Below are 23,843 nucleotides of genomic sequence, written 5' to 3'. Positions count from 1 at the left end.
GTAGGCTAGGCCATCATGATATGAATCATCTTTTGTAACTCTGCAGTTTTTTGATCTAATTTTTCACTCATATCTACTAAAACGGGATCGTTCAATTTTTGATTTTTAGATTGTTTATACAATTGAATTCGATATGACTCAATTTCTCTCCTTAACTTTAATGATTTGGACAGAAACATCTTCCTTTACCCCCATTTATTAATTTAGTAAGTATTAATTTCTATTTATATATCATGCAAGTTTCGTACCAACTTTCTAACTCTATTGAAATAGCGGGTGATTCATGGATGTGTCTCAAATTTAAACTGGTCAGGTTCCGATTTTGAAACACCATTTTTCTCTTTTGCTAGAATGCATTCAGGAATAACAAAAGAGAAGCAGTGATGAAACCTGCTTCTCAAGTCTTGATCCTATACAATTAAATCTTCGCGTTCTTTCTCAACAGATAATGCCCTTTTTCGAAAATACTGATCAGGATTTGCAATAATCAGAAAAGTAATCGCAAAGACGGCCCCAAGTACGGAAAACATTAGAATTGAGGAATTATATCCTTGCATGACATTACTGCCGGCTTTCTGTACCAAACTTCCGGTAACGATTGGCCCAATCACCCCTGCCAGCGTTGTACATGCTGTATACGTCCCAATCATGAACGTACTGCGTTCTGGAACTAATCGACTGATCATGTGCGGTCCAAGCGACATCGAGATGGAGTAAAGTCCTTTTCCTGCACAGAAGCAGAAAATCACCCAAGCAACGGAGTGCACTTTTGTGATGGAGAAAAATAGGACTGCCCCGATCAATACCGATACCCCAATAACAGCCACATGGGACAATTTATAACTTGAGGTTTTCTTGTGTATATAGCGTGAGATCGTCGCAATGCCAATCGTAACCAATCCTGCACCCAAACCTGTAATAGCTAAAAGGTTCGCCATCTCTGTTGATGACACTTTTACAGCCTTTACTAGATAGGATGGCATCCAGACCTGAATCCAAGTGAGCAGCCAATAAGCTGTAAAGGCAAGAAGGATGGTAAGAATGAAGTTACGGGAGAGCAAGGCCGAAGAAACTTCTCTAAATTTCACTTTCGGCTTGGCTGGTACGACTTTCTTACTGATGTTATTTTCTACCGCACTATTCTCCGGCTGTTCTTTCCCGATGAATACCCATAAGACTAGCCAGACTAAACTCACTATCCCTAGTGAGGCAAAAGACATTCTCCAGCCGAAATGATTAATCAAGTACACTAATATCGGAGCACTGACAAGCGATCCAACCGGACTGCCAAAATTAATAATGGCAGTAGCCGCCCCGCGCGATTCAGGGGCAAACCATTTGTATAAATGAGTGAGAACGATTGCAAAGAAGGGACCTTCAAAAACACCCAATAAAATCCGATAGATGATGAGCGCTTCCAAACTATGTATGGCAAATGCAGCGAGCTGTAGAAGCGACCAGATGAATGCCATAACCGAAAGCATTTTTTTGGTTCCGAAGCGTTCTGATAAGGAACTGCCAAAGATACTTGAAATAATAAAAGACCAAAAGAAACTGCTCCCTACTAATCCCCATTGTATGGGTGAAAGACCAAATTCTTTTGAAATGTGGACAGACGCAAAGCCTGCAATGGATTTATCCGCATAATTGATTGTAAACAGTACAAATAAAAAACCTAGAGTGATCCAACGCATAGTTTCAATCCCTTCGAATGATTAATAATCTTAAATAGGAACCAGTTCTATTACCGGAGCTATTCCTTTTTTAGAATTTCTGCGGAATACCCTTGCTGTTGAGTTAGTGACTCTATATTATGCTGGATTGCCCTAAAGTATCGGCTTATCCACTATTAACGTCAAATGGTTTACAGCCCATTTCACTCCCTTCTTATACTAAATTGAGTAGAGTTTTTGAATTGAAAATCATAACCACTTTCAAATCCTACTATTCTGGCAAATTCTTCTTTCATCCCCCTCTCCTAGGACAATTTAACAAACTGAATCCATCCCATAACGAACGGGAGATCCTTATAAAAAGAATATGCAAGATTTATGCCACAGTAACTTTTTAGTGCGAAAGGTTGATTTAAGTGGTTTTATCAGTAAACCGCTTTCATAAATATCACCGCGATTGTCTTATAATTGAAACACTTTAGGTTTTATGAAACACTTTTTACCTTGGGAAAATTCGATTTAATTGATTTCATTTAATTTCCTCCATAAAGTACTTCTGCTCATCCCCAATAATTTTGCTGCATCCTTTTTATTCCCATTTGTCTTTTGCAAGACCCCTTTGATCGTATTAATCTCCGCTTCTTTTATAAGTGTTTGATAGGTCTCATTTTCAGTAACCTGGTTGTTAAATGAAAAATGGTTGTCCTCTAAGCTTTCGATCAAGTTAGTTAAAACATCCCGTTTCGTTATATTTATTGGAGACTCCAAATAGGCAAAGAACCTCTCAAGGTTATTTTCCAATTCCCTGATATTACCTTTCCATTGGCATTTTGCCAGCAGTTGGCTAATTTCTTTGTTCCATCTCTCTATGACATTTACAAAATTCGGATGCCTGCGGGTTGTATAAGATAAGACCAAATCCTCCAGGTCCTCTATGCGCTGATTTAAGGTTGGTAAATTTAGCTTCAGAACACCAATACGATAAAATAAATCTAAGCGAAACTTTCCCTGTTCTACTTGTTCTGGAAGATTTACATTGGTAGCAGCTATGATTCTCACATCAACAGGAATGGACTTTGCACTCCCTACCCTTCTTACCATCTTTTCTTGGAGAATCCGGAGTAACTTGGATTGCATACTTAATGGAATTTCTCCCAATTCATCTAAAAATAACGTTCCTTTATGTGCAAGCTCGAATAGTCCCGGCTTTCCTCCCTTTATTGCCCCTGTAAAAGCTCCTTCACTATATCCGAAGAATTCTGATTCAAGCAGATTCTCTGGAATGGCTGCACAGTTTACCGCAATAAATGGTTCGTTCAATCGTAAACTCGCATTATGAATACTTTGTGCAAATAATTCTTTCCCCGTTCCTGATTCGCCGATAATGAGCACATTTGCATCCGATTTAGCAATCTTTTTCGCTTTGTTTTTTACCTTTTGGATGATCTCACTCTTGCCAATAATATCTTCAAATTCATAAATCGCTCTGTTTGAATCATCATATAGTTTTCTTCGTATTTTTTTCTCATGTTTCTGAATTTCTACTGCATCAGAAATAATGAATAAAGAGCCATCGTTAACATCCTTTACGTAAATAGGAAATGATTGCAAATATAGATTTTTATTCTCGTACTCAAGTAATTTACCACCAGAATAATCAGAATTTACAAGGTGCTCATATATACAGTCAAGCTCATCTATTTCCTTTATACTGACTCCTCTTAAATCCCGATATTTTTGGAGTCCTAACAACTCAACGGCCTTAGGATTTACCTGGATGATCCTCCCGGTAACATTTAAGCTAAGGACTCCTTCATTAAAATGATCGAGTATATATTCTTGTCTTTTATGACTGCTTTGCTCCTCAAAACGAGCCATTAACAGATTAAAGGCAATATCAACGGCCACCTTTATACTCTCTTCGCCATACCAAATAAACCCCTTCAACCCTTTTTTTATGGCCTTCGAGACAATTAAACCGGAACCTATCACAATACTTTGGTTTTTTTCGATCAGTTCATCAATTAATACATCCGTTCCTTCTGTATCGGTATAGTAATATTGATGAATCTTTATATTAAAAATTCTTTCCAGCTCTTCTGTATCATTTTTCAAAAATACTTCTTTATAATTGATGATATTTACTTCATTTCCCACCATGGCCGCCTGGTTCAGGGCTTTGAAAAAGTCCGATGTTTGAACTCTCATCGGAACTAACTGGCCTCTAACATTTATCTTTTTAAAAACTTCATAAATGGTAGAACCACAAATTAACACGTCATCATTCTGAATATAGGTTGGGTTTTTCAGGATATCACGAGACTCTAATCTTTGAACCACTAGTTCCTGAAAATTTGCTTTTCTGATTTTTATCGCTTCTTCTACATATTGATCTAAAGGTGAAAATCCACTCACAAAAAGCTTCATGGTACCCTCCTTTGGATGATTCTATAGGGGATGATTTAACTATATAAAGGGTAATGGATCGATACTTGGATTATCTTAGCCAACTTTTTACGTTCTCGGTCATCAGGATATGAATATCTTCTTTGGTCACTCCTTGAGCTAAGAGGGTTGGAATGACTTGATCTAGCAGGAATGTCATCGACCAATCAGGGTACTTGGATTTTTTATAACTTTCTGGTTTCAGCAGGTCAGATGTACAACAATAGTCTTGGGATAAAAACATTCGATTCACATAGCCTTTTTCAATCAAAGCTAGTAGGGTAGCATTTCTTTGTTCAGTAGATATGACAGAAGTTAATCCATAACGGTCCATTCCGATATAGACGCCTTTTTCGAGGAGTCTTTCCAAATAATCCAAATGATCCGTATCACCGCAATGTCCGATTAACACTTTACTTAGATCCACACCTTCTTCTTCGAAAATCTGAATCTGTAATAATCCATTCTCTTTTTCAGGCACTGAGTGAGTCATGATCGGTACACCTGTACGTAGATGCGCACGGGCTACAGCTCTTATGACCTTTTCAACATCCGGAGTAATTCCTTGATTACCGGTTGCACATTTTAAAAACCCTGCTTTTATTTCGCTATTTTGAACGCCCACTTCGATGTCCCTCACAAATTGGTCAGCCATAAAGTCGATATCATTTGCCTTAAACCTCGTTGGCAAATAATGGAATGTATAAATTCCAGTAGCCGCAATAATTTGAACGCCGGAATCCTCCGAAACCCTTTTCATAAATCTGACATCACGATCAAGCCCCATTACACTTGGGTCAAAAATAGTTTTAATCCCCCTGTCACGAACAGCCGTAACTTGATCCATGGCTAATCGATATTCCTCATCCGCATCGTACAAATGGGGAAACTGAACAGCTACACTCTCAGCCCTCGTTCTTAAATGTTCATGTACCAACGTTTTTCCTAATCGATCGATTTCAATCGGACCGGTAACTGAATTAATTTGCTTCATAATTTCCTCCAAAAATTAGCATTCTAGCGATTTCGATAAAAGGAATAATCACTTTTTTTCTTAAAATTGAATCACAACGTAAATTGTCCACTTTCTAATATCCCCCTGAATTTTCCCAAAAAGCAATGCTTCAAGAAAAAGTCATTTTATGAAGGATATTAAAAAGTGGTTTTTTACATAAAATAGTTGTATAAGCCAACATTTTGAGGTCGCGATACACAATCGCATTTTGTTTGTCAAAAGTCACTGTACGGCTTTAATTTAGTTTGTAAACGCTTTTATTTCACTACTAACTGATCATTTTCAACAAAATGCGGCATTACTTTTTCAGAAAACAGTTCCATTGACTTTAATACTTGTTTCTGTGGTTGTCCGCCAATATTCATCCATAAAATGATATTATTCAGACCGGTTACTTCCTTATAGCGTTTAATATCTTCGATGACTTTTGCCGGTGACCCCACTAACGTATTGTCCATGTTTAAAAAGCGGTCGTAATCGATATTTCGTTCCCGGTCAATGACTCCGAATGTAGGGCGATTATCCCGTTCGCTCATATACCATTCCAGGCCTTGTCTATACTCTTCTTGGGCTTGCTCAGTCGTTTCTGCTACGTAACAGAATAGTAATTTGCCTGATCTTGCTACAGCATCGGTCACATATTCTTGTGATAAGCCTGATTCCAGAGCTACCGTTTTATATAAATCAATTTTATGTTTTGTATCTTCATTTGTGATTCCACCCAGTACAAAGGAATGCCCCTGCTTTGCTGCATTGATCATGGAAGCATCATTGCCTGATACCATTACAAAGATTGGCGGTCCTGATGGTTGAACAGGTCTAGGGTAAACGGGAATATCTTTTATATCAAAAAACTTTCCGGAATAGGTAACCTTATGATTCTTTAATGCAGTTGTTAGAATATCTAACGACTCTAAATATCTTTCATGGCGGTCTTCAAAATTAAAGTTATAGGCTTCAAATTCTAATGGATCGTATCCTTTCCCAACTCCCAAATACAATCTCCCATTACTGATGACATCTACTAATGCCATATCTTCTGCTACTTGTAATGGATGATGGATAGGTAAACGAGATACGGCTGAACCTAACATAATATTAGAAGTTTGAGCAGCAGCCGCTGCTAAGTAGACGGCAGTTGAGCTGACAACGCCATATGCACGGGCATTATGCTCTGCGATCCAAGCCGAATGAAATCCTAATTTATCTGCTACCTTAATTTGCTCTAAGCCATCTCGTAATTCTTCTGCGTCCGTTTTCCAAGGTGCCACAGAGTTTAAAAAAAACAGTCCAAATGTCATATCTTTTCCTAAAATCGCCATTTAAAAAATCCCCTTTACATTAAAAAGTAATTTTCATAAAAATTAGATGCAAGAATCGTTCCAAAAATATGAAGGCAAGTCGTTCGACATATACCTGCCTAAATTCACACTATTTAGACTGTTCCTAACTATTTTATCTGAAATTTCACCAAGATAAAACGTTGCATTTTTGAAACATCTATGTTTCAATTTCGAAACTATCACTGACATGGTTTTAAGCAATCCATTATCGGATTCTTTTTTTTATTCACCCTTTGAAGATAGAACTTCTTTTAAGATGGGGATACTCACATAAAAAGTATTTACACCTTGTGCACTGGTTAGTTTGAAAACGTCCATGATCTCTTCGAAGGTTGCTCCGCATTTTAAGGCATTACGGATATGAACTCTTATTCCTACATCAAATAAATGGGTGGTTGAACTATCAATTGCAATATAAATGAACTCTTTTAATTTTGAACTTAATACTTCTGTTTCCCAAGGATTGGTCAGATAGTCAAAATAACTTTCAAAAAAGTACTCATCATTAGCTAAGAGAATATCTCGAAATGTATTCCAGTAGCCCATCTTATCGATAAAGCTTTCCTTTAATTTCTTCTGGTTGTGATTCAGGTCCGGCTCGGCCGGCCGCTTCCTATATTGTTCACTTTCTTCACTTAGAATTGGAACCCCCACTGAACAAGTATGCATTCCTAGAACACTTACAAGTTTTAAAACTTCTAAAATTTCCTTTTCTGTGGCTCCATGGGTAACGGCATTTTCCATATGGATTTTTAGTGTTTCTTTACCAAGACAAGTGGGTGAGGCGCTTAAGGCAATATTGATTAATTCTCTTGATTTTGCGTCAAGTACGTTATTTTTATAAGGAGAGGAAACGAACTTTTTGTATATTTCAAAAAACTCGGGATCCTGCTCCAACAAATAATCTAAGGTGGAATTCCAATAACCTGACTTATTCATTTTTACACCTCTCTCCTATTTTGTATTTACATACCAGGCGATCCCGATACATAAATGATCTGACCTGTTACATAGGCAGACTTATCGGAGGCTAAAAATTCGATTACATTCGCAACATCTTCAGGCTTGCCTAATCGTTGCACAGGATTTTTTGTGATCACCGCTTTCTTAAATGAGTCGAAATCAGCAATCCCTCTTTTCCCCGCAGACGTTTCAGATACCCTGCTCATGTCGGTTTCGATGAATCCTGGAGCGACAGCATTCACCAGAATTCCGGAATGGCCAAGTTCCACCGCTAAAGCTCTGGTCATTCCTTGAATTCCTGCTTTGGATGCAGCATAGTTTACTCTACCTTTGGTCCCTAATGCGGCAAGGGAAGAAACCAATACCATTTTTCCATATTGTTGTCTCTTCATATAGGGAGTAACGGCTTTACAGCAGTTAAAACTGCCTTTGAGATTGATATCGATGACTTGATCCCATTCTTCCTCCGTCATCTCTTCAATAAAATTGTCTTGTAGAATCCCAGCATTATTTATTAAAATATCAATTCTATTAAACTTTTCTTCTACAAGTTCTACAGCCTTTTTTACATCACCATCATTTCGGATATCGACTGGAATCTCTAAAATATGATCTTCATAATCCGCAAATTGTTCTTTTACGCCTTCTAATAAATCAAAAATAGCGACCTTTGCTCCTTGCAAAAGTAATTGCCTTACAGTGGCTAGACCAATCCCTCTTGCCCCGCCTGTAACAATGGCAACCTTCCCTTCAAGCATCTCCATGAGCGGTCCCCCCTGCCAGTTTATACCTCTTGGTCATTGAACCACTGAATCGCACCTTTTAAACCTAATTCGCCAATCTTATCTCGCACTAGTTGGATCCCGTCTGCGGTATGAATAATGGCATCTTGCTCCGGTCCGAATAATACTCCCGTCCGGAAACCTTGTAATTCCATCATTCTGTTATGCGCCTTCTTCTTTAATTTCAAGATATCCAGTGGGGTTTTGGCAATTCCACGCGCGATCTCGAGCGTTTTTTCTTCTAATTCTTCTGCTTTAAAGCAACGGGCAGCAAAGCCATACTCTGTGGCCTCTTTCCCTGTAATCCTGCTTCCTGCTGTTAAATCCAATAATTTTGCCCGTTGGGGTCCTACATGCCACCCCCAATAAATCCCAACAAATCCGCCGCCAAGAGGCAAGGATGGAAACCCAAATTGTGCATCTTCTGCGGTAATAACGAAGTCACATGATGCCAGCAGCTGTGTCCCGCCAGCCAGAGCAAATCCATGGACTTGCGCAATGATTGGCTTTGGATATTCCCATACCCGCAGCCATCTTTTTGTAAACTCCTCTAATTTATCCCGGTCTTGCATCACCGTAGGATGGGCGTATTTGCCGACATCATACCCTACACTAAATGCACGTCCACTTCCCTTTAGAATGACGACGCTGATGCTATCATCCTTTTCGATATCCTCTAAAGCGCTATCAAGTTCTGTGAACAGCTGCTGATTCAAGGCATTTAATTTATCGGGACGATTCAAGATAATATAAGCAATACGCCCCTTTTTTTCGACCAAAACACATGGTTGTGCCATTTTTATCCTCCTCACAATTCAAGAAATTTTTAGGTTGGCTGTGTTAACCTTGTCTGTTGATTTCCGCTTCAGGTGCTTCGCTCCAATCAACTAGGTTGAAAAATCAACAATGTTCTTTAATACAACCTTTAGTTAAAACTCAAATCCCCTTTTAATAAACGTCTGGCAATGGTACGTCGATGAATTTCGGAGGTTCCGTCTGGGATTCGAAGGGTTCTTGCCAGGCGATAACCTGCTTCTAATTTAAGTTCATTTGATAGACCCATTCCTCCATGAATCTGGATGACTTTGTCATACACCCGTCCCATCATTTCGGTACAGTAAGCTTTGACCATTGAAATCTCTTTCGTCGGTTGTTTTTTGGAGTTTTCAATCTTCCAAGCACAATGCAGCGCCATATTGCGGGCAGCGTAAATATCCATTGCACAATCAGCCAACATATTTTGAATTGTTTGGTGTTCACCAATTTTCTTTCCGAACGTCTGGCGGATATTGGCATAGTCCACCGCTTGCTTTAGAGCCCATTGAGCATAACCAATACATTTCCCACTCATTCCAAGCCGGCCATTGTTGATCCCATTCATTGCCCGTGAAAATCCGTTATCTAATTCCCCAATGATATTCTCTTCAGGCACGCGTAAATTTTCAATGCTGATAATTCCGGCATCCCCACCGATTTCGCCCATGACAGGAACAACGGAGTCTACGTCAAATCCCTCGCTTTTGGTATCGACAAAGAAACAGGTAATTCCGCCCTTTCTGCTTGCTTGCATATCTGGATTTGTTACGGCAAATAACATACAATAATCGGCATATGGAGAATTGGTGATCCATTGTTTTGTACCATTTATGACCCATTCGTTTCCGTCTTTCACTGCTTTCGTTTTGATTCCCCATACATCTGATCCAGCATCGGGTTCTGTTAAACCAAAACAAAGCGTCTTCTCACCGGTTCGAATTCCTTCCAAGTATTGATCTTTTAGTTCTTGTTTCAAACCGTTTAATACCGGTGTTAAACCATTTGTAAAGGGGGAAGGGATGACGACTGTTTCGATCAATTTTCGATTTGGATAGTTCTTGCCAATGGCCTCTTGAACTAATAAGGATGTAACCGGGCCAAGTTCTTCTCCCCCAAGTTCCTGCGCTCCAAACATGTTGTAAAATCCCGCTTTTGCCGATTCCATTCTGACTTTTTTTCTTAATTCCTCTACCTTTGGGTGGCGCTTTCCATTTTCTAGATAATAATTTCGCTCATTATAGAGTAACTCTGAATTTTCATCCTCCAATGGGATGACTACTTTATCAATAAATCTTTTTAGTCCATTAATAATTTCGACCGTTTCTTCTGATGGATTAAAATTCAACATGAATGCTTCCTCCAATTTGATTTTTTACTTTGGCTCTTTTTTATAGGCTGTTTTCGTAAACTTCGTTTCTTTCACAATAGTGGTTGATTTCCTCTCCAGGATGCTCGCTTTCCGCGGGGCGGGCGGTGAGCCTCCTCGTCGCCTTGCTCCTGGGGGTCTCACCTGTCCCGCTGCTCCCGCAGGAGTCTCGCACCTTCCGCTCCAATCAACTTTATTAATTGAAGGTTTGTCTTTACCCAAACCTATGTCAAAAACAGCAATCTTTTAGTAAAAGGCCTTTACTTTTATCCAACACGCTTTGTTTCGTGTTTCAACTAATCATTACCCCATGTAGACTCCGCCGTTGATTTCCATTACTTCGCCCGTGATGTAACGGGCTTCGTTTGAGGCTAGGAATACTGCGGCGTTGGCGATGTCAATCGGCTCTCCTACGAAAGGAACGAGCAGTTCTTCGCGGAATTTTTTTACCGCTTCTGCATTATTTGCATGAAGTTTCCTCATCTTTTCACCGCTAACGATACTTCCGGGTGCAATCGCATTCACACGGATGCCGTAATGGCCCACATCGTAGGCAAGCTTGCGTGTAAAGGTTGCAATACCGCCTTTCGAAGTGGCATAAGCGGCATTGGCGGTCTTCATTCCTTTTTTCGCAGTCACGGACGACATGTTGACAATACTTCCGCGTTTGTTTTCTTTCATAACCGCAACTGCCGCCTGGGACACAAGGAAGGTTCCCCTCAAGTTGACACCCATCACCTTGTCCCAGTCTTCCGCTGTCAATTGTTCAAAATCTAGCGGTGTTCCGAGCGCTCCGCCGGCATTGTTCACTGCAATCGTCAATGTGCCGAACGTTTTTACCGCATGTTCCACCATGCCGTAAGCATCCTCGCTGCTGCCGACACTGCCTGTATAATAGGTAACCTTTTCACTGCCGAATTCAGCAGCCAACGTTTCAAACGATTGTTTCAGCAGCGTTTCATTGACGTCGTTCAAGCAAACCTTTGCCCCCTCTTGAAGAAAAGCCTGTGCAATCCCAAAACCGATTCCTCCAGCAGATCCTGTTACAACAGCAATCTCTTCTGCCAATCTCCCCACTTTAACCCCTCCGTCTAACCTAGAATATTCGTTCGTTTTAGACCAACTTCATCAATGCATCTACCACTTTAACCCCTTTGGTTTCCTTGAAAACCAGTGTAGGATTAAGGTCAATTTCTTCGATCTCTTCGAATGCATCAATAAAGTAGCTGAATTTTGAAACAAATTTACTTAAAGCGGTTACATCATACGCAGAATTTCCTCTAAACTCCTTGAGCATGGCACTCGATTTTAATTCCTCTATCATTTCTGCAGCTATTTCCACTGATACAGGCGCTTTTCTCATTGCAACATCTTTGAATACTTCTATATAAATCCCGCCTAATCCCACAAGGATCATTTGTCCAAAAACCGGATCCTTTTTGGAACCAACGTACATCTCAACCGATTTTTCTGTGACCATTTCTTGAATTAATACACCTTCAAATGTGGCATTTTCGGTTTCATCAATGATTTCTTTTAATCTAGTAAAACCTTCTTCCACTTCTTTGGAATCTTTTAGATGTAAGAGAACTAACCCTTTTTCGGTTTTATGTAAAATCTGAGGGGACATCCCTTTTAAAACTACCGGATAACCGATACGCTCTGCGTACTGTACTGCTTCCTGTGCATTTTGTGCCAGTTGTTCCTGCGTAACTGGCAGATCATATTTCGCAATCACTTTCTTACTTGTATATTCAGTCAATTCCTTTGAATCATTCAAAATGAAGCTTTTCAGGCTTACTTCCCTGGTATCTCTTTGACTCTCCACTGCTTCCCTTTTCATGGTTTTGCCTAATTGAACTAATGCGGACAGCATTTTTACCGCCCTCGTCGGGTCTTCGTTGACGACTAATCCAGAATCAGAAAGTATCTTCTTGGAGCTTGGATTATTTAACGTCACGGTAACGAGAGGAATCTGCGGGAACTTCGCCTTTACTTTGAGAAGTGATTTAATTCTCGCGTTTAATGAGTCCGTCTTTAAGCCAGCAAAACCCAAAAATACAATAGCTGAATCATAGTGGCCGCTTTCTAGAACCGCCTCCATAAAGTCTTCCAGCAATGTAGGCATATAGGAGATTTGGGCCGTTGTATCGAGCGGATTTTTAACACTCGCAATTGGAAGCATTTCTTTTAATCTTTTTTGGATATCCTCTGGTGTTTCTGGTAAGACGAGTCCATTTTCCATGGCTTGATCCGCTAGCATGATGCCCACTCCGCCTGAAATTGTGAAAATCGCCACTCGGTTACCGTCGACAACCGGCAATTTTGAAAAGGCCTGGGCAATATCAATAAACTCATCAATGGTATTTGCCCGGTAAGCCCCATATTGACTAAAAATGGTATCATATACGGCATCAGAACCAACCATGGAACCGGTATGGGACATCGCTGCTTTCATTCCAGCATCCGATTTGCCCACTTTTAAAACGACAACTGGCTTATTCTTTTGTTTAGCCAGTTTTAAAGCTTGGGTTAATTTCTTCCCGTCTTTCGCTCCTTCAATGTAGCAGGCAATCACCTTCGTTTGTTCGTCCTCAGCCAAATATTGAATACAGTCTGCTACATCAATATCACTCTCATTTCCAGTAGCAATAAAATGACTAAACCCAATATGATGCTGTCTGGCTAATGTAAAGACGTGGGAACCGAACGCTCCACTTTGGCTGACAAAACCGATATTACCGCCCTGAATCGGTTCCTCTTCTTCTAAGATGGTTGAAAAGGTCGCATACATCCCTTTACTTACATTAAATAAACCTAAGCAGTTTGGACCTAAGACACGAATATTGTTTTCCTTAGCCAGCCTAGAAAGCTCTTCTTGTTCCTTTTTGCCTTCCTCCCCTAATTCAGAGAACCCAGCGCTAAATATGACAACAGACTTTACTTTCTTTTCGATGCAAGACTTAAAAGTACTCAACACTAATTTTTGGGGTAAGGCGATAATCGCTAAGTCGATCTCCCCCTGAACACTTATAATATTTTCGTAGCATTGGAACCCGCGGATTTCTGGATAGTTTGGATTGATTGGATAGATTTTTCCTTGATAATCATATTTGATTAAGTAATCTAAAGGTCTGCCGCCTATCTTTTTGGCGTCCGGAGAACAGCCTATGATCGCTATACTGTCCGGGTCAAACAAATATCTCAAGTTGTTACTCATACCTTTCTCCTTTCTAATCTCTTTACTTAGTTTATTTGCAATTATCGTGCCAACATTTTAAAAATATCGGTGTTTAATCCGTCGAATATTGCAAAATCTATCAATCTTTTGTTTTTAATTGAAGTGAATTTAGATCTTTACGTTTCTTAACATTCTGAGTTGTTTTAAAAGTGAAACCTGCGTATCTCAAAAATGAAACAAGCAAGGATTCCACCTATTTACCGGTAAAGGCTGCCTGCCTTTTTTCAAGAAAGGCCTGTGTCCCTTCATTCTTGTCATGGGATCCAAACAAAACGGCTTGTGACAGTTTCTCGATTAACAGTGCTGTATCCATATCCGTATCAAATCCGCGGTTAATCACAAGTTTGGCCATTCGAACCGCAAACGGGCCTTTTGCTAAAATCTTTTCCGCTTTCGCTTTTGCCGCCTGCCACAAATCTTCCATCGATACCACCTCGGAGACTAAGCCGATTTCTTCTGCCCGCTTTGCGGTTATGATTTCTCCCGTCAAAATCATGTCGATGGATCTGCCTTTTCCAATGATCCGGGCTAAACGCTGGGTTCCACCTGCACCCGGAATGATCGACAAATTGAGCTCCGGCAGGCCGAATTTCGCGTGCTGTGCTGCGATTCGAATATCACAGGCCATTGCCAGCTCACACCCTCCGCCCAACGCAAAGCCATTAACAGCCGCAATCGTTGCTTTCGTACAATTTTCAATCCTGCGATAAATGCCAGACATTCCGGGAAAGAGCGCATCGAGGGGCTGCTTTTCCCTTAACTGCCGAATGTCTGCACCCGCTGCAAATGCTTTTTCTCCCGCTCCGGTAAAGACGATTACTCCTACTCCATCATCATTCTCGAGGGATTCCAGTGCATAGCTTATTTCGGTTAAAGTTTGGCTATCTAACGCATTTCTGACATCCGGCCGATTCATCTTAATGATCCCGATGCTTCCTTCTTGTTCCACTAAAATATTTTGATATTCCATCTCTATCACTCCTTGGCTGATAATGAACGTGCCACAATCTCGGCAATATCCATGGTTTGGACCTGTTCTTCTGCTTCCTTCGCTTTTGTCCCATCGGATAACATCGTCAAACAGTACGGACAATTACTTCCGATCATCGTTGGACTAAGCTTGAGCGCCTGTTCGACACGTTCCACGTTGATCCGTTTTCCCTGTGTTTCCTCAATCCACATCCTGCCGCCGCCAGCCCCACAGCACATGGCATTTTCTCTATTCCGTTCCATCTCTAAGATTTCTACTCCAGGAATCGATTTAAGAATTTGGCGTGGAGTATCATAGATATTGTTATAGCGGCCAATATAACAGGAATCATGATAGGCAATCGCTTCCTTGACCTCGTTCTCTGGCTTAATCCGTCCCTCTTGGATCCACTTCCAAATCAGTTCTGTATGATGATATACCTCCGCCTCCAAACCAAACTCAGGATATTCATGTTTAAAAGTGTTGAAAGCATGGGGATCGATGGTCACAATTTTCTTCACCCCATAAGCCTGAAAATTAGCAATATTCTCTTCGCATAATTGCTGAAATAAAAATTCATTCCCCATTCGGCGTGCCGTATCACCGGAATTGCGCTCTTCGTTACCAAGAATGGCAAAGCGGATACCGGCCGTGTTCATAATTTTGGCAAAGGATTGCACAATCTTTTGACTTCGTTTATCATAGGACCCCATCGATCCCACCCAGAACAGATAGTCAAATTCTTCTACTTCCTTTACCGTCGGAACTTGAATATCATCGCATTCATCACGCCACTTGATACGCTCCTTCCGGTTCATCCCCCATGGATTGCTTTGCCGCTCAATGTTTTGAAAATAACGAGTAGCTTCGTGAGGCATACTGCCTTCAGTCATCACCAAATAACGTCTTAAATCAATAATTTTATCCACATGTTCGTTCCCCACAGGACATTGATCTTCACAATTCCGGCACGTCGTGCACGCCCATAATTCTTCCTCGGTAATCACATCGCCAATCAAATTAGGCATTTCCACCGAGACGGCAGCTTCCTGTGCAGCGGGTCCCAGGGATAAGGCAGAAGAGCCAACAACCAAACTAGGCATCCATGGACTGCGGGAGGTTACAGCTGCTCCTTTTTCTGTCAAATGATCCCTCATTTTCACAATTAATTGCATCGGAGATAAGGTCTTCCCCGTGACAGAAGCCGGACACATATTCGTGCATCGTCCGCATTCCGCGCACGCATAGAGATCAATCAACTGCTGCCGGGTAAAATCCTCAATTTTCCCGACGCCATATTCCTCAACTGTTTCATCCTCGAAATCAATCTTTCTCAATTTCCCAACAGGGCCGCTCTTTTTAAAAAAAAGGTTGAACATGGCAAATACCTCATGTGCCTGCTTTGACTGCGGTACAAATACCATGAAGGATACCACGGTCAACAGATGAAGCCACCAAAATACGTAAAACAACACGGTTCCCGCTGTCTTTCCAATCCCAAAGAAGGCTGCAGCTATGACTCCTGAGAATGGAGTGTGGGAGAAATCAGGGTGATGCCCCAGCATGACCTGTTCAAATCCCAGTGTAAACAGGATCGACAGAGTCAGTGTAATTAAAGCAATAATGACAAATGCAGCCTTCTTATCCCGCTTTAATTGCAGCCTCTTCAACTTCTCGATATAGCGGCGATAAAAAGCATAGATCATTGCGCACAGCATGAGGAAAACTGTCCATTCCTGCAAGAGACTAAAATATTTGTGTGCACTGCCGAAAGGAAATTCATACCCTCTGATAAATCCCTTTAGAATGATTTCGATGAGGCCAACCTGGATGATAAAAAAGCCATAAAATAAGATTAAGTGCATGAGACCGCTTTTCTTGTCCTTAAACAATTTTCGCTGGCCGAACCCATTCACTAATACAGCATTGATTCGTTCTTTGAGGTCCTGTTTATAATCAACTTTCTTCCCAAGCTTTATGAACAAATACCGGCTGTATACAAGTTGGGCAAATAAATAAACGGCATATCCTGTCACCGCTAGGAAAGCAAGTAAATTCAGCAGTAATAACATTTTGTCCTCCCCTAATGTCGGATTTAGTTATTTTCGTTACGTTGTGGATGGTGGTGAAACGCTTAAATATTCCAGTGTGTAAAAATAGTCCCCTCTGTATTAAAAAAGGGGGACTAAAATGGTACCCGATGAAACCCGGGCCTGGAAATTTAAACGGTGACCAATACTTTGTTAAATTCTTCTGTTAAAAGAGGTACAACCTCAAACAAATCGCCTACAATTCCGTAGTCCGCTACTTGGAAAATCGGCGCTTCCGGATCCTTGTTGATGGCCACAATCACTTTAGAATTCGACATACCGGCCAAATGCTGAATAGCACCGGAAATTCCGCAAGCGATATACAAATCAGGAGTTACCACTTTTCCTGTTTGGCCAATTTGTAAAGAATAGTCACAAAACTCCGCATCACAGGCCCCGCGTGAAGCTCCAACTGCACCGCCCAATACTTCTGCCAGCTCCTGAAGTGGCTTGAAACCATCTTTACTTTTCACACCGCGGCCACCGGAAACAATTATTTTTGCTTCACTCAAATCCACTCCAGTTGTGGCTTTCCGAACGATTTCTTTCACAATGGTTCTTAAATCCTTAATCACCGGCTGGAATGGAAGAACCTCAGCCTGCCCAGGATTTTCTATTACCTCAAAGTTATTCGGTCTTAGGGTCGCAAACACTTTCCCTTGGTTAAAGACCTTCTTTTGGAATGCCTTCCCTGCATAAATAGGGCGGGTGAAGACAATGGCGCCATCCTCTACCTCTGCCCCTGTGCAGTCCGAAACCAGTCCGGCTCCTAATTTCCCAGCCACTCTCGGGGCCACGTCTTTTCCAATCGCTGTATGTCCCATCAGAATGACTTCCGCTTGCACTTCCTCAATTAGCTGACACAATGCCTGCGTATAGGCATCTGTTGTATAGGTTGTCAGGGCCTCATCTTCGAGGACATAGGCTTTATTTGGTCCGTACTTGCTTACTTCCTGCACTAATTCAGTTGCTCCGGGACCAAATAACGCGGCATTGACCTCCCCTCCATCAGCCAATCGATTGGCTGTTGTCAAGGCTTCAAAAGAGACATTCCTCAGCTTTCCTTCTTTGCTTTCTATAAAAACAAGTACTTTTTTACCCATTTGGATCATCCTCCTAAGTTCGTAATTAGACTACTTTTGCTTCCGTGCGAAGCAGATTCACAAGATCCTGAACCTGTTGGCCGATTTCGCCTTCTAAAACTTTCCCTGCTTGTTTTTTTGGCGGCAAATATTGATCTTGAACGGAAGTCCGCGGAGCTAAGTCATCTTCAAATAACGCGAGATCTTCTACTGAGAAACGTTCTAGCGGCTTTTTCTTCGCCTTCATAATCCCCGGAAGAGATGGATAACGCGGCTCGTTTAATCCTTGTTGAGTGGTTGCCAAAAACGGAAGATTCACCTCAGTGATTTCCACGTCTCCCTCAATATCGCGTTCAACGATTGCCTTCGTGCCATCAAGAGAGAGATTGGTAATCGTAGAGACTTGAGGAATCCCTAGTTCTTCCGCCACCCGAATGGCAACTTGGCCGGATCCGGAATCAACCGCCATATTTCCAGCCAGGACTAAATCGTACTCCTGCCCTTTAATGGCTGCTTTAATGATCTTAGCGATGGCATACTCGTCTGCCTCTTCCTCTAGTTCAACAATGATCGCTTTGTCTGCTCCCATTGCGAGCGCTGTTCTTAAAACACTCTCAGAACGAGTTGGTCCGACTGTTAATACCGTTACTTCTGCCCCGGACTCTTCCTTGAGTTTTACAGCCTCTTCCACTGCGTATTCATCATACGGATTAAGGATAAACTCTACCCCCTCATCGCTAATCTGTCCGTTTTGAACAACGATCTTCTCTTCCGTATCAAAGGTCTGTTTCACTAAAACTAAAATATTCATTTTCTGGTATCCTCCTATTCTTCTACTCTTATTTATCAATCTAGAGGTATTCCCGCTTTAGCTGCGCGGCAATAATATTTTTTTGGATTTCAGATGTTCCTTCATAAATCTTGGTGATTCTGGCATCCCGGTAAAAGCGTTCCACAGGGAATTCAGCAATATATCCAATCCCTCCGTGAATTTGTACAGCCTTATCTGCCACACGATTATAGACCTCGGATCCAAGGAGCTTTACCATGGCCGCTTCCTTAATGACCTTCATCCCTTGGTCCGTCATCCAAGCCACACGGTACGTCATGCTCCTTAAAGTTTCAATATCCAGCGCCATTTCTGCTAAATAATGTTGGATAATTTGTTGTTCAAAAATGGGTTTGCCAAACTGAATTCGATTATTTGCGTGCTGAATCGACATCTCTAACAGCTTTTCGCAGCTTCCTAGATTTCTTGCTGCAAGCCCCGCCCGGCCGTTGGCAAGAATTTTCAAAGCGTTGACATAGCCTTGCCCTTCTTGACCAAGCACGTTTTCTGCAGGAACTTCACAATCTTCAAAGAAAATTTCCGCGGAATGAGATCCACGAAGACCCATTTTCTTTTCGTTTTTCCCTACTGTGAACCCAGGAAAGTCTTTCTCTACAATAAAAGAGGTAATCCCTTTTGCTCCCTTCGATGGATCGGTTACAGCCATAACCGTAAAGACATCGGCAATTGGTGCATTCGTGATATAATGTTTGCTCCCATTTAAGACATATGTATCGCCTTTTCTCACCGCCGTTGTTTTCAGATTCGTTGCATGTGAACCTGCACTAGGTTCCGTCAATGCAAAGGATCCAATCATTTCCCCACGAGCCATGGGCGGCAGGTATTTTCGCTTTTGTTCTTCATTCCCCATCTCGACGATTCCAACAGAACCGATCCCTGTATGGGCACCGATTACCGTGGTGTACCCATTATGCGTCCTGCCTAATTCCTCATAAATGGCACACTTGCCGACCATTCCAATACCGGTTCCACCGTATTCTTCCGGGATACTGAGTCCAAACAATCCCATTTCCTTCGACATGTCCATGATCTTTTCAGGAATCTCGTCCTTCTCCTCAATTTCCATCGCAAGGGGATCGACTTCGCTGTCAATAAATTCCCGAATACTTCGCTTTAAAAATTTAATATCTTCTGATAATTGAAAATCCACTTTTTCTCACGTTCCTTCTTATTAATATTGGTAAAATCCTCGCCCTGACTTTTTCCCCAATCGTCCAGCCTTCACATATTTCACTAGTAAGGGAGATGGACGGTATTTTTCACCTAATTGCTGATACAAATATTCCATATTTCGCAAACGGCTATCCAAGCCTACAAGGTCCGCCAATTCAAGTGGGCCCATCGGATGATTTAAACCATATTTAAGTGCCTTATCTATGTCTTCGGCTGAAGCCACTCCTTCCATTAGCATGTTCATGGCTTCATTTCCAATTAGACAATTCATTCGGCTTGTTACAAAACCAGGAAACTCATTGACTTCGACGGATACTTTCCCCAGTTTTTCAGCCACCTGTTTGACTACTTCGACCGTAGTATCAGATGTATCTAAGCCTCGAATAATCTCGATTAATTTCATGCGATGAACGGGGTTAAAGAAGTGCATCGCGATACATTGTTCAGGCCTATCCGTAGCGGCTGCAATCTCTGTCGGGCTCATGGTGGATGTGTTGGTTGCAAGGATGGCATGAGACGGCGCTAGCTCATCTAATTGCTTAAAGATATTGATTTTCAATTCCATTATTTCTAAGGCCGCTTCGATGACCAGGTCCGTTTCACTTACAGCTTCTTGCAGCTGCGTTGTGTAAGATAGATTTTTCTTTGCCTCTGCTTCCTGTTCAGCCTGGATATATCCTTTAGCTGCGCTTCTATTTAACAAGTTTTCAATGTACTCTCTTGCGTTTTCAAGAGCCTGTTCAGATATGTCCTGTAAAGTCACTTGAAAACCGGCTAATGCAGCGGTATAGGCTATTCCACGCCCCATTGTACCGCTGCCAATGACAGCAATATGATTAATCATTTTAAATAATCCCCTTTTCTTTAAAATCAGCAATGTCTTCGAGACTATAACCGAGGGTAGTCAACACATCATCTGTATTTTCACTTAATAAAGGTGGTGCTTTTCGAACGGACCCCGGCGTGTCTGATAATTTAAGAGGGACTCCAAGCATTTTCAGCATGCCAATCGTGGGATGCTCTACCTCTTGAATCATTTCCCGATATTGAACCTGGGGATGTTCCAGAAGTTGGGCAATGTCATTGATTGGACCGCTCGGTATACCTGCCCCTTTTAATCTTTCGATAATTTCCGATGATTCTTTGCTCTTCGTATATTCGGTAAGAATCCCAACAAGTTCTTCCCTGTTTGCTACGCGGTTCACGTTCACAGCATATTTCGGATGATCCTTTAAATCATGAAGTTCAAGCGCAACACACATTTTTCTCCATAGCCAATCATTTGGTACCGCAATGATGACGTGGCCATCCTTCGTCTCGAAGGCTTGATAAGGTACGAGATTTGGATGTGCAGACCCTAATCGTCCTGGAACTTTTCCTGTTGCTAAAACACCTTGCCCAAGGTAATTGGTCAATGAGACGATGGTTTCCAACAAAGAAGATTCTACATATTGGCCTTTTCCCGACTTTTCTCTAGCCAGCAAGGCAAGGACAACCCCAAGCGATGCATAAAGCCCTGTTGCTAAATCGACGATGGAATATCCAGCCCTTACAGGAGCCCCTCCTGCCTCTCCGGTAACACTCATAAATCCTCCAAATCCTTGCATCAACAAATCATAAGCCGGTTCATCTTTCATCGGACCTGTCCGGCCAAACCCGCTGACTGCGCAATAGACGAGACGAGGGTTGATTTCTTTGAGCACATCATACCCTAAGCCAAACTTCTCCATTGTTCCATTTCGGAAATTTTCAATTAATACATCAGAATCCTTTACCAGCTGTTTTACGATCCGTTGACCCTCATCCGTTTTGAGATTCAGCGTAATGCCTTTTTTATTTTTATTTAGGCTCATAAAATAGGTTGATTCTCCATTTATTTCTGGCGGAATATAGCTTCGTGTTTCATCCCCAATCCCCGGCTGTTCAACCTTAACTACTTCCGCTCCCATATCAGCCAATTGCATACTGCAAAACGGACCCGCCAGCGTCCTTGAAAGTTCCAGCACTTTTATCCCTTCTAGTGGACCTGCCATCCAAAAAACCTCCTAAGTCTTTGCTAATATTCCATACTTTTATATGAGTTACTGCATATTCAATTCTCTAATTATGTAATATGCAAGATTCATGCCAACATATAAATCTACTAAAATTGCCGGACAATATTTTAGATGTCTCATATCTGAACTACTCAGGTTTAACTTTTGAAACACTTTGGTGCGGTGACAGGCACCGCCCGTGGACTTTTTGCTATTTTTGTCCATTCCACGCGGACAGGGGAAGAGAAGATGGTGGTTTTGCTCGATCCTTTTTTGTCACTGGCCAGGTACCCTTTTTAAAGGCGGGCTAAATTTATGCCCTATTTAGCCCTAAAACAGCTTAAGAGCCAGGCATCCATGCCTGGCTCTGATAACGGTCCTAAATTTTTAAAATACGGTTCATATCTGATTGTTGTTAATTCGTTCATGATTATACTTTTCTAATTGAGTCTGTAAAACGGATATGTAATTCGTCATTGCCATTCTTACAATCGAAGGATAGTAGCGATTATAAAGTTCGTATTCACATTCCTCAATATCCATCTTTTTTAAGGCAATCATTTTATTTAATTCCTCTGTATACATCGATCATTCCCCTTTTCACTGGCACTCTCCCAATTTACTCTTGTATAGGATCAGGATAGACAAAGAATTCAAGAAATATACTAGAATTTCGGCTCTATTTTTTTCTAACTCTTTTAAAAAAACCTACACTTGTAATCTGCAAATTAAAAATTCTAGATTATATTTTGCTAGAAACCTGTCCATACTAGTTTTAGAGTTTGAAAAAGAAGGAGGTTACAAAATGATCACAACCAAACTCAAGAACTTCGGCCTAGCCAAACTACTTATCGGCCTTAGTGTCATCGCCATTCCCTTTGTCGAAATGGATCAAGATGCATACGCAAATCCCTCCCCAGCGAAAGTCACCGTAACAGCAACCAATCTGAACGTCCGGGAATCTCCTGGCATTTCAGGCAAGGTGATGGGTCTTGTACATAAAGGGGACACGTTTGTTGTTATGAAGAAAAAGAACAACTGGGACCAAATTAAACTGGCAAACAACCAAATGGGCTGGATCAGCCACGCTTACACGGCCCCGCCGAAACATGTAGGTGCAACCGTAAATGCCGACTTTTTAAATGTTCGCACGGGTCCCGGCGTATCGAACCCCGTCATCGGCAAATTAGATTGGGGAGCCCAGATCACGGTTCAGGCAGAACAAGCAGGCTGGGCCAAAATCGTATCTTCCTCCGGCATCAAGGGGTGGGTAAACGAATATTACATTACAAAACACGAACCGAACAAGTTTCACACACAAGCTGTTTCTAAACCTCCAACATCAAAGAACACTACGGACCATGACAAAAAGAGTTCTGCACCCGCAAGAGTATCACCTAAGACCACGACAGCCAAAACAACAATCCAAGGCCCCCTTAGCGGAAAAACTATCGTTCTTGACCCCGGTCATGGCGGAGTCGATATCGGGACCACAAGCATTGACGGTACACATGAAAAAAAATTAACCCTTGAAACAGCCAAAGCAGTAGAGCAAAAGCTTAAAAATGCCGGTGCACATGTCATTATGACCCGGACAAATGATACCTATATTTCTTTACCAGAACGATCTAACATCTCAAACCAAAACGGTGCCGATGCCTTTATCAGCTTCCATTACAATTGGATCAAAGACCCTTCCGTTAATGGTATGACTGATTTTTACTATCAAAAATCAAGAGATAACGAATTAGCCTCCCACATTCTAAAGGAAGTTGCCAAAACAACGAAATTAGAGAATGTTGGTACAAGATTCAATAACTTAAGTGTACTGCGAAATAACTCACAACCTAGTACCCTTATAGAGCTTGGTTTCCTATCAAATAAACAAGATGATGCAGTTGTGGAAGGTTCTGCTTTCAATGAAAACGTCGCTCAGGGGATTTACTTAGGATTGCTAAATTATTTTTCGAAAAAGTAAAATGGGACCTCATTACGAAG

20 protein-coding genes are annotated in these 23,843 nt (G+C 41.5%); 1 reads left to right on the top strand and 19 read right to left on the bottom strand.

Annotation, left to right across the window (positions count from 1 at the left end; all coding sequences use genetic code 11):
* Positions 1–5 precede the first annotated feature (5 nt).
* From E2K98_RS04185 to E2K98_RS04095, 19 genes are all read right to left on the bottom strand, one after another.
* Positions 6–179 carry a Spo0E family sporulation regulatory protein-aspartic acid phosphatase gene (locus tag E2K98_RS04185; RefSeq protein WP_133333015.1) on the bottom strand — a complete coding sequence of 58 codons (174 nt, stop codon included), beginning with the start codon at positions 177–179 and terminating at the stop codon, positions 6–8.
* Between the two features lie 231 nt (positions 180–410).
* The gene (locus tag E2K98_RS04180) at positions 411–1,694 is read right to left on the bottom strand and encodes an MFS transporter (protein WP_133333014.1); all 1,284 of its coding nucleotides are present in this window, start codon (positions 1,692–1,694) and stop codon (positions 411–413) included.
* Positions 1,695–2,192: 498 nt separating this feature from the next.
* On the bottom strand, positions 2,193–4,100 hold the full coding sequence (locus E2K98_RS04175; protein ID WP_133333013.1) for a sigma 54-interacting transcriptional regulator: 1,908 nt from the start codon (positions 4,098–4,100) through the stop codon (positions 2,193–2,195).
* A 70-nt stretch (positions 4,101–4,170) separates the two neighbouring features.
* Positions 4,171–5,112 (bottom strand): phosphotriesterase family protein, encoded by a 942-nt coding sequence (locus E2K98_RS04170; protein WP_133333012.1) that lies wholly within the window; start codon positions 5,110–5,112, stop codon positions 4,171–4,173.
* 278 nt (positions 5,113–5,390) lie between these two features.
* Entirely contained in the window at positions 5,391–6,455 is a 1,065-nt protein-coding gene (locus E2K98_RS04165) for an LLM class flavin-dependent oxidoreductase (RefSeq protein WP_133333011.1), read from the bottom strand.
* A 243-nt stretch (positions 6,456–6,698) separates the two neighbouring features.
* Positions 6,699–7,415 carry a carboxymuconolactone decarboxylase family protein gene (locus tag E2K98_RS04160; protein WP_133333010.1) on the bottom strand — a complete coding sequence of 239 codons (717 nt, stop codon included), beginning with the start codon at positions 7,413–7,415 and terminating at the stop codon, positions 6,699–6,701.
* 26 nt (positions 7,416–7,441) lie between these two features.
* Entirely contained in the window at positions 7,442–8,203 is a 762-nt protein-coding gene (locus tag E2K98_RS04155; protein WP_133333009.1) for an SDR family NAD(P)-dependent oxidoreductase, read from the bottom strand.
* Positions 8,204–8,223: 20 nt separating this feature from the next.
* Positions 8,224–9,018, bottom strand: coding sequence for an enoyl-CoA hydratase-related protein (locus E2K98_RS04150; RefSeq protein ID WP_133333008.1), 795 nt, complete (start codon positions 9,016–9,018; stop codon positions 8,224–8,226).
* A 128-nt stretch (positions 9,019–9,146) separates the two neighbouring features.
* Positions 9,147–10,385: an acyl-CoA dehydrogenase family protein gene (locus E2K98_RS04145; RefSeq protein WP_165976166.1), complete on the bottom strand. Its 1,239-nt coding sequence runs from the start codon at positions 10,383–10,385 to the stop codon at positions 9,147–9,149.
* A gap of 321 nt (positions 10,386–10,706) precedes the next feature.
* Positions 10,707–11,480 carry an SDR family NAD(P)-dependent oxidoreductase gene (locus E2K98_RS04140; RefSeq protein ID WP_133333007.1) on the bottom strand — a complete coding sequence of 258 codons (774 nt, stop codon included), beginning with the start codon at positions 11,478–11,480 and terminating at the stop codon, positions 10,707–10,709.
* Between the two features lie 37 nt (positions 11,481–11,517).
* Positions 11,518–13,623 (bottom strand): acetate--CoA ligase family protein, encoded by a 2,106-nt coding sequence (locus tag E2K98_RS04135; RefSeq protein WP_133333006.1) that lies wholly within the window; start codon positions 13,621–13,623, stop codon positions 11,518–11,520.
* Positions 13,624–13,837: 214 nt separating this feature from the next.
* Complete coding sequence (locus tag E2K98_RS04130) at positions 13,838–14,614, bottom strand: enoyl-CoA hydratase/isomerase family protein (protein ID WP_133333005.1); 777 nt, start codon at positions 14,612–14,614, stop codon at positions 13,838–13,840.
* A gap of 5 nt (positions 14,615–14,619) precedes the next feature.
* Positions 14,620–16,686, bottom strand: coding sequence for a heterodisulfide reductase-related iron-sulfur binding cluster (locus E2K98_RS04125; protein WP_133333004.1), 2,067 nt, complete (start codon positions 16,684–16,686; stop codon positions 14,620–14,622).
* Between the two features lie 149 nt (positions 16,687–16,835).
* Positions 16,836–17,807, bottom strand: coding sequence for an electron transfer flavoprotein subunit alpha/FixB family protein (locus tag E2K98_RS04120; RefSeq protein ID WP_133333003.1), 972 nt, complete (start codon positions 17,805–17,807; stop codon positions 16,836–16,838).
* A gap of 25 nt (positions 17,808–17,832) precedes the next feature.
* A complete protein-coding gene (locus E2K98_RS04115) occupies positions 17,833–18,597 on the bottom strand; it encodes an electron transfer flavoprotein subunit beta/FixA family protein (RefSeq protein ID WP_133333002.1) in 765 nt (254 codons plus the stop codon).
* A gap of 40 nt (positions 18,598–18,637) precedes the next feature.
* Positions 18,638–19,786, bottom strand: a complete 1,149-nt coding sequence (locus tag E2K98_RS04110) for an acyl-CoA dehydrogenase family protein (protein ID WP_133333001.1) — start codon at positions 19,784–19,786, stop codon at positions 18,638–18,640.
* A 21-nt stretch (positions 19,787–19,807) separates the two neighbouring features.
* Positions 19,808–20,650, bottom strand: a complete 843-nt coding sequence (locus E2K98_RS04105) for a 3-hydroxyacyl-CoA dehydrogenase (protein WP_133333224.1) — start codon at positions 20,648–20,650, stop codon at positions 19,808–19,810.
* Between the two features lie 4 nt (positions 20,651–20,654).
* Positions 20,655–21,842, bottom strand: a complete 1,188-nt coding sequence (locus tag E2K98_RS04100; RefSeq protein ID WP_133333000.1) for a CaiB/BaiF CoA transferase family protein — start codon at positions 21,840–21,842, stop codon at positions 20,655–20,657.
* Between the two features lie 402 nt (positions 21,843–22,244).
* Positions 22,245–22,430, bottom strand: coding sequence for a hypothetical protein (locus tag E2K98_RS04095; RefSeq protein WP_133332999.1), 186 nt, complete (start codon positions 22,428–22,430; stop codon positions 22,245–22,247).
* A 220-nt stretch (positions 22,431–22,650) separates the two neighbouring features.
* Here E2K98_RS04095 and E2K98_RS04090 point away from each other — a divergent pair, with 220 nt between their 5' ends.
* Positions 22,651–23,823 carry an N-acetylmuramoyl-L-alanine amidase gene (locus E2K98_RS04090; protein ID WP_133332998.1) on the top strand — a complete coding sequence of 391 codons (1,173 nt, stop codon included), beginning with the start codon at positions 22,651–22,653 and terminating at the stop codon, positions 23,821–23,823.
* The last annotated feature ends 20 nt before the right edge of the window (positions 23,824–23,843 follow it).

It is taken from the genome of Bacillus salipaludis (assembly GCF_004358205.1).
The sequence above is the reverse complement of the archived record's forward strand: the minus strand, read 5'-3'. Positions and strand labels throughout refer to the sequence as shown.